The following is a 7,470-nucleotide window of genomic DNA, read 5'->3' as shown; positions in this document are numbered from 1 at the left end:
ACAGGGAGTCAACCCATTGATCGCCATTCAAATCGCTTTGGCTGGCAAAATCAAATAGGGGGAGAGCAGTTACCTTTGCATCGGCATCTGACAAAGATGGTAAGTGATGGCGCAGTCCGGCGGATTTCCAACGGAACCACTGCCTGGTTCACGTCCAGAGATGAGGTGTCCGCCCAACCCGCCCCCCAGCCTCCAGACCGTCAGGCCCAGATTATCCAGATTGCGAAAGAAACTGGCCGGATCACCCGGAAGCAACTCGCTGAAGCCACCGGCGTCTCCATCCGAACTGCAGGCCGGGAATTGTCCGGAATGGTCACACGCGGCATACTGGCGCCGGACGGTCGGGTCGGAAAATGGAGCGGTTATCTTCTGTGCGATCATTGATTGATTCCAAATAAAGGAAACGAGACTGATACATGGTTGATGATGATTTCGATAGCCTGAAAAACGAGATGATTTTCGAGGCCGTGAAAAAAGCGGTCAAGAGAGACCCGACGAATTGGGCCCAAGGCATGGAGGGCCTGGGTTTCATGTGGGTTGATGATGACAATGGCCAAGAGGAACTTGAAGAACGGTCCGCGAAACCTGAGAATGCCAGACAGAAGGTGTTGGTCGGTTATTTTGAAGGTGACATTGAACGTTCGGAATCGATCCTGAAAGCGTTTATGGATGAAAAAAATTCGGAAAAGCCGAACTATGCGCTCATCAGGAGATATTTCAAACATGGCAACAACAGACTGAAAGAATTGCTTTTGTTCGGATTGGAATCATCGCCTACTGATGTAGGACTGCTCAATGATATTGGCTTTTTCCACAGCCACCACAACATGCTCGGAACTGTAATCTCGGTGTTTTCCAGGGCTTGTAAAGAAGAGGCAGACCTCGATAAATTTGGAGAAATCGCCCTGCTTTTTCACTCGGAAACCGACCCGGATGGCTATGATGCGCTTCATGAGCTTGGTACTTGGTTCGATTCCCGGTCTCCGAAAAAGAAGGTGATTGATGAGATCAAGCGAAGCCTGGAATCCGCATCGGAGCAAATCGAATTTTAACATTGGGGAGAAATAATCCGTGGCTCGACAGTGGACATGGGGTCCTGACAAAAGGAATAAGGCAAAGGCTCCAAAACCCGTAAAAACAGCCGTTCAAGAAAAAGCCGACGCGCTTGTCGCTGAGCAGCTCATTCCAAACCATGTGAAACCGCCCCAGAAGAACAGCGATCTGAACTATCTGGTCGAAATTTCTACCAAGTGGCATGGCAGTTTTTTTCTATTTTTGTGGGAAATACCGCTGCCCAGCGCCAAATTGCATATCTGAATTCTTCGACACCAAATTCGCCAGGATGGAATATGTAGGCGAGGATCGTTTCAACCTCGCCTACATGCGGCATACCGGACAGTGGTGGGAAATTTACACCGATTTGTCATTGGACCAGTGCCTTACCACCATCCAAGATGAGCCGCACTTCCTGCCATGACTATTTCCAAGCCAAAAGACGGCGTCACCCATAAGTGGACCTTCCTCCCCAGATTCCGCCGCCATGCCTTTGGTTGGCGCTCCCAACCTGCAATTCAACGGATCAAGGAAGCAGTATCGGAGATTAAAAAAGTCGCCCGAAAAGACCCAAACCTGGCCGCCGAGGGAGCTGTCAGGTTCATTGAGAAGGTGGTTGGGGCCATTGAGCATGTGGATTCTTCATCCGGTTCGATGGGGACTGCGGTCTACAACGCCATTGAGGCATTGGTCCCGATTATCGCCGCTGCCGATGTTGACGGAATAAAGCGGGATAAATGGCTTGAACGGCTTTGGCAGGCATTTGAAGAAGACGGCTACAGCTATATCGAAACCTTGGGAGATCACTGGGGAGCCTTGTGTAGCTCGGAAGAGATTGCTTCGCAGTGGGCAGATCGGTTCATTGATCGGGTTCGGCTATACTGGAAAGAGCGGAAAGCCGGAACCGGTTACTTCCGGGGTGTGACAGCGTGTCTCTCATGCCTTCTGACCGCAGGCCGTCACCAGGAGTTGATCGACCTTCTGAATGAGGCCTCATACACTTTCTGGTCGTATCATCGTTTTGGGTTTCTGGCACTGGCCGCTATGGGCCAGCATGAGGCCGCGCTGAAGTTTGCCGAACAGTGCGGAGGGCCAAACGATGGCCATCATATTGATCAAGACTGCGAGAATTTATTGATTTCCGTTGGGGAGGTGGAGCAAGCGTATCAACGATATGCCATGCACGCCAATGCGTCCAACACCCGAATCAACACCTTCCGCAGCATCACCAAGAAATATCCCACTGTGGATCCGGATAGGATCCTCAATGACCTGATCGCTTCAACACCGGGCGAGGAAGGCAAGTGGTTCGCCACCGCCAGAAAACTGGGGTATATGGATTTGGCGTTGGATTTGGCCAACCGTAGCCCGTGCGATCCCCTGACTCTGAACCGAGCCGCCCGGGATACGATAGAGGAAAATCCAGAGTTCGCTTTGGGTGTGGCTTTGGCATCCCTACGCTGGCTGTGCGAAGGATGGGGTTACGAAATTACAGGGGTGGATGTTCTGGCTGCATATGGCTACGCCATGAAAGCGGCTGAACGTTTGGAAGAAAAGGAAACCGTATCGCAAAAAATCCAAAGCCTGGTTACCGGGGATGGGTTGGGCGGAAAATTCGTCAAGGACGTACTGGGAAGTCGACTTGGCAAGCCATAGTAAACCAGGAGCCTGGAGCACCAAACGATGTCGTCATCCAACAAAATTATCATGTTCAAAGAGGCTATCCAAGCTCGAATGAACCTTCAAAAAAGCGGCAAAGAGGGGTCGTCTCCTCCCCGCAAAACCGTCACCACGCCATTGACCGACCTCTTCGACCAATTGCCCGCGATCGAAAAGCGCGTCCTGCAACTACTCTCCATTCTCTTCGAGTTCGTCAACCGGACCAATCTTGCCACATATCTTCGGGAATCAGGAGTCAAGGGGGAGAACGGAAAACCTCTGACCACCATGGCGTTGAAACCGATCATAGAAAAATTGGACAGGATGGGACTTGCGGAAATCAACAGGCACGCCTCAAACCAATTCCGATGCTCAGACGACGTCGCAGAGTATGCAACTCGGTCCGCTTTGGCGGATGGACAATTTACAGGCATGGCCAAGGTGGTCCAAAAGCAACTTCCGCCGATTCCATCGTATTATTCCTACTCGAATAAAATGTCTGGATTTGAACGGGGATGGAGAGAAATCCGGATTGGGATTTACGCGCACGATGTAGAGCATGTTCAAAAATATCTGAAATTATGCCAGGAACAGTTCCCGGAAGAGATGAGCCGAAACCAACCATTGGCAACCATCTGCGGATCCAACTTTGATGCTGAATGGTTTCGGGACCTCCCTCCAGAGATACAGACCTCTGCTCTGGACGAGATGCTTCCGCCCATGCTCTCTGACTTTGAAAGCGTTTCAGAGATTTTACCTCTTCTCCAGGAGTATGAACGCCTTGATCTTGGGGAAAACAATTTCCTCTTCCGTAAGGCGTTGGTGACCATTTTGATCTTCCAAGGAAATCTGGCCGAAGCTCAAACCATATTGGATTCCCGTGAAGGGGTTGCCGATGGCGTCACACTACAAGGATGGCTGCACTTTCTGCGTGGAGAGAATGAAGAGGCCATCCGTTGTTTTGAAGCAGGACTGGCCGCCTTGCGGAAACTCACCAGAAAACGGAAAACCTTTTTCCCTGATTTGAGCGGCCTCTTTTACCTTCTGGCTCTACTGAAATCCGGGAATATCTCCCAACAAAAGCGGATTGGCGAGTTTCTGGAGATCACCCGGAAACGGAAAATCATGAATACCATTCCTGCCTATCGCGCCATTGAAGCCGTCCTTCTTGCCCAGGGGAACAAAGTTGATCGGGCTCTCACCCTTCTTGAGGGCGGTTTCCATATGGAGGATTTTTTCTCCATAAGAATGAATGCTGAGGTCTTTCGCGCAAAATTCGAAAGCGCCCGTTCCGAAGAGGAAAGTCGCCTCACCAAGCTCTTCAAAATGATGGCCCGGCTCTGGATTGATGTGGAACACGCCCGGAAACACAAGCATGGCATGAAGGCACTCTGTGAAACCGCCCGGAAAAATGGATACCTTTGGGCAGCCATGGAGGCCGCCGCCCTTCTTTCCAGCTTGGATGAGGAAGATAAAAAACATGCTGATCTGGCTTCCTCCATACAGGTAAGCAGCGGGATGAAGAGCGTGATTTCCATTGTTTCCAGGGAGGAGAGATGGGAACGGGCCCTGAAGGTCCTGGTCCAGATGGGATCGGATCCCGGCAAATCATCAGCCAAAGCCTTTTCAAAGAGCCGTTTGGTATGGATGATCAAGCTCTACGGGGGACATGTGAACATCCGGCCCCGTGAACAGGTCCGATCCTCCGCCGGCAATTGGTCTAAAGGCAGACCGGTCGCCTTGAAAAGGTTGGCCGGTGATCCGGGGAAAATGGAATTCCTGACGGACCAGGACCGGCGCATCTGCACTGCCATCGTTCGCGACAGCGACTATTATGGTGGCACAACGTACGAATTTGACGAGAACCGGGCAGTTTTGGCCATGGTGGGCCACCCGCTGGTGTTCTGGGAAGATTCTCCCAAGATCAACGTGGAAATCGTCAAAACCGAGCCGGAATTATCTGTGCGACAGCGGGGAGGAACAATCAGCGTCCGATTTAACGGTAACATCGGCAATCAAGGCGTTGTTATCGCCAAGGAGACCCCTACCCGAATCAAGGTGACGGAAGTCACCCCAGCGCACAAGCAGATCGTCGATGTCTTGGGGGAAAAGGGCCTGCAGGTTCCCACTGCCGGGAAACAACGGGTTTTGGAAGCAATCCAAGCCCTTTCATCCATGGTAACCATCCACTCCGGCATCGGCGGAGGGACGGAGAACATTCGAGAGATTCCTGCCGACCCTCGGCCCCACGTTCATCTTCTTCCCATGGGCGATGGACTGAAAGTAAACCTTCTGGTTCGACCCTTTACCAACGATGGTCCCTATTTCCAACCAGGAAAAGGCGGCCAGACAATCATTTCTGAAATAAATGGAGAACGAATACAGGCCAGCCGTGATTTGAGAAAAGAAAAATCACAGGCTGAACTCGCCGTAAACAAATGCCAGACTTTGGCTGGCGCAAGCAATGGCCAGAATGACTGGACGATTGATGAACCGGAAGAATGCCTTGATCTGCTGTTGGAAATGCAGGCTCTGGGTGAACAGGTGGTGGTGGAATGGCCTGAGGGAGAAAAACTGCGCGTCAGCCGCCCAGTCTCAATGGACAGCATGCGTGTCAAAATTCAGAAGGACAACGATTGGTTTTCCCTCACTGGGGAATTGCGCCTTGATGAATCCCTCATGCTGGAAATGGGGCAACTGTTGGATCTAGCCCGCAACAAGGAAAGCCGGTTCATTCCCCTCGGTGAGGGTCAGTTCATCGCCTTGACGGAAACCTTCCGCCGACGCTTGGCCGAGATCGACGCCTTTTCCGAGAAAAGCGCCAAAGGTCGCCGCTTTCACCCCCTGGCCAGTTTGCTATTGCAAGATCTGACCGATGAAGCCGGTTCTTTCACGGCGGACAAGCACTGGAAGACCCACCTCCAGCATATCCAAAAATCCCAGGAACTTGAGCCTACAGTCCCTTCCACTCTTCAAGCCGATTTGCGGGACTATCAGGTTGAAGGCTTTCAGTGGTTGTCCCGTCTGGCTTCCTGGGGGGTTGGGGCTTGTTTGGCGGATGACATGGGGCTGGGAAAGACCATGCAGGCGTTGGGCCTCATCCTGTCCAAGGCATCCGAAGGTCCATCGTTGGTCATGGCGCCCACCTCCGTTTGCCTGAATTGGCAGGGGGAAATTGAGCGGTTCGCCCCCACCCTGAACGGTATTTCCTTCGGCGGCAGTCGGCGACAGGAGACTTTGGACGGATTGAAACCGTTTGATGTTCTGATCTGCAGCTACGGATTGCTCCAGCAAGAGACAGAGATGTTGTCGGCAGTAAACTGGAACGTCATCGTGCTGGATGAGGCCCAGGCGATCAAGAACCGGATGACCAAACGCTCCAAGGCAGCCATGGCCTTGTCCGGCTCATTCAAAATGATCACCACCGGAACGCCGATAGAAAATCATCTGGGTGAGCTTTGGAACCTGTTCCGGTTTCTTAATCCGGGTCTCCTGGGCTCCCTGGAACGGTTCAATGAGCGCTTTGCCGCTCCCATTGAACGCCATGGGGAGAAAAACGCAGGCAAGCGGCTGAAGAAACTGATCCAGCCATTTCTCCTGCGACGAACCAAAAGCCAGGTCCTGGAGGAATTGCCGCCCCGCACCGAAATCGTACTGCACGTGGAGATGAGTCCGGAAGAGACGGCATTCTACGAGACGCTCCGCCAGCGCGCCGTCGAGCAAATCGAAAACCTTCAAGGCCCTGTCGAGCAGAACCACTTGCAGATATTGGCGGAGATAATGCGGTTGCGCCGCGCTTGCTGCAACAGCCGTCTTGTCATCCCTGACAGTCCGGTCGAGAGTACCAAACTGGCGTTGTTCCAGGAGGTGGTGGAGGAATTGTTGGACAACCGCCACAAGGCGCTGGTGTTCAGCCAGTTCGTGGATCACTTGGCGATTATTCGTGAATCCTTGGATAAGAGCGGTATCGCCTATCAGTACCTGGATGGGAGTACGCCAGCCAAAGAGCGAAAACGGCGGGTGGACGCTTTTCAAGCCGGTGAAGGTGATCTGTTTCTAATCAGCTTGAAGGCGGGAGGATTAGGCATCAACCTGACGGCGGCGGATTATGTGATCCATATGGATCCCTGGTGGAATCCGGCGGTAGAGGATCAGGCGTCGGACCGCGCCCACCGCATCGGTCAGAAACGCCCAGTCACGATCTACCGACTGGTCACCAAAGAGACCATTGAGGAGAAGATCGTTGATCTGCATCGGCACAAGCGGGACTTGGCTGACGGACTTCTTGAAGGCGGCGACATGAGCGGAAAAATGTCGACTAAAGATCTGTTGCGCCTGATCCGGGGGCAAACATGACTTGGACTTCCAGGATGAGAAAGTTCACCTCAATGTGAATCCGCCTTTGGGAATCTGACTGTTATCCATTAGGACTGCTGGCCGAGAGTTGGCGCGCCTCGCAGAAAAAGGACTTCTGGCTCCTGATGGAAAACCTGGGCGCCTGGCTGGGTATTGCATTCCAGCGTGACACCCTGCCAACGTGTTGGTCCCAATCCGCGAGGGCATCCATTTGCCATTATTTTAGGGAATATCCGTTCCGTAAAATACACGACCAACCTATTTTAGGTTCTTGCTGGGGCTGCGTTCCATATAGTCGGTTTATGTTGACAAATGCCGACTATATGGAACATGACGCCCCCTTCGGGGGCAATTGGTGCGTGCCTCTGGCTCATGGTGTAGACTTCCAGCCACCATGGAGAT

Annotated in this window: 4 protein-coding genes and 1 pseudogene; all 5 read left to right on the top strand. The window is 52.6% G+C overall.

The annotated features are described in order from the left end of the window. Positions 1-165 precede the first annotated feature (165 nt). The 5 genes and pseudogenes from HQL52_19335 to HQL52_19315 all read left to right on the top strand — a co-directional run bounded on the left by HQL52_19335 (position 166) and on the right by HQL52_19315 (position 7,068). Positions 166-384: a DUF977 family protein gene (locus HQL52_19335; protein MBF0371595.1), complete on the top strand. Its 219-nt coding sequence runs from the start codon at positions 166-168 to the stop codon at positions 382-384. A gap of 32 nt (positions 385-416) precedes the next feature. Continuing rightward, on the top strand, positions 417-1,052 hold the full coding sequence (locus tag HQL52_19330; protein MBF0371594.1) for a hypothetical protein: 636 nt from the start codon (positions 417-419) through the stop codon (positions 1,050-1,052). A gap of 130 nt (positions 1,053-1,182) precedes the next feature. Then, a pseudogene (locus tag HQL52_19325) lies at positions 1,183-1,477 on the top strand (hypothetical protein). Next, positions 1,474-2,709 (top strand): hypothetical protein, encoded by a 1,236-nt coding sequence (locus tag HQL52_19320; protein MBF0371593.1) that lies wholly within the window; start codon positions 1,474-1,476, stop codon positions 2,707-2,709. Before HQL52_19325 ends, HQL52_19320 begins: the two are co-directional and overlap by 4 nt. Positions 2,710-2,787: 78 nt before the next feature. Continuing rightward, the gene (locus tag HQL52_19315) at positions 2,788-7,068 is read left to right on the top strand and encodes a DEAD/DEAH box helicase (protein ID MBF0371592.1); all 4,281 of its coding nucleotides are present in this window, start codon (positions 2,788-2,790) and stop codon (positions 7,066-7,068) included. Positions 7,069-7,470: the final 402 nt, after the last annotated feature.

The sequence above is a fragment of the Magnetococcales bacterium genome (genome assembly GCA_015232395.1).
Taxonomy (GTDB): domain Bacteria; phylum Pseudomonadota; class Magnetococcia; order Magnetococcales; family JADFZT01; genus JADFZT01.
This window is presented reverse-complemented; position numbering and strand designations above follow the sequence as displayed.

What these genes read in the sequence shown, in the direction of transcription:
- HQL52_19330 (MBF0371594.1), top strand. Translation starts at nt 417, where the DNA reads ATGGTTGATGATGATTTCGATAGCCTGAAAAACGAGATGATTTTCGAG.
- HQL52_19320 (MBF0371593.1), top strand. Translation starts at nt 1,474, where the DNA reads ATGACTATTTCCAAGCCAAAAGACGGCGTCACCCATAAGTGGACCTTC.
- HQL52_19315 (MBF0371592.1), top strand. Translation starts at nt 2,788, where the DNA reads ATGAACCTTCAAAAAAGCGGCAAAGAGGGGTCGTCTCCTCCCCGCAAA.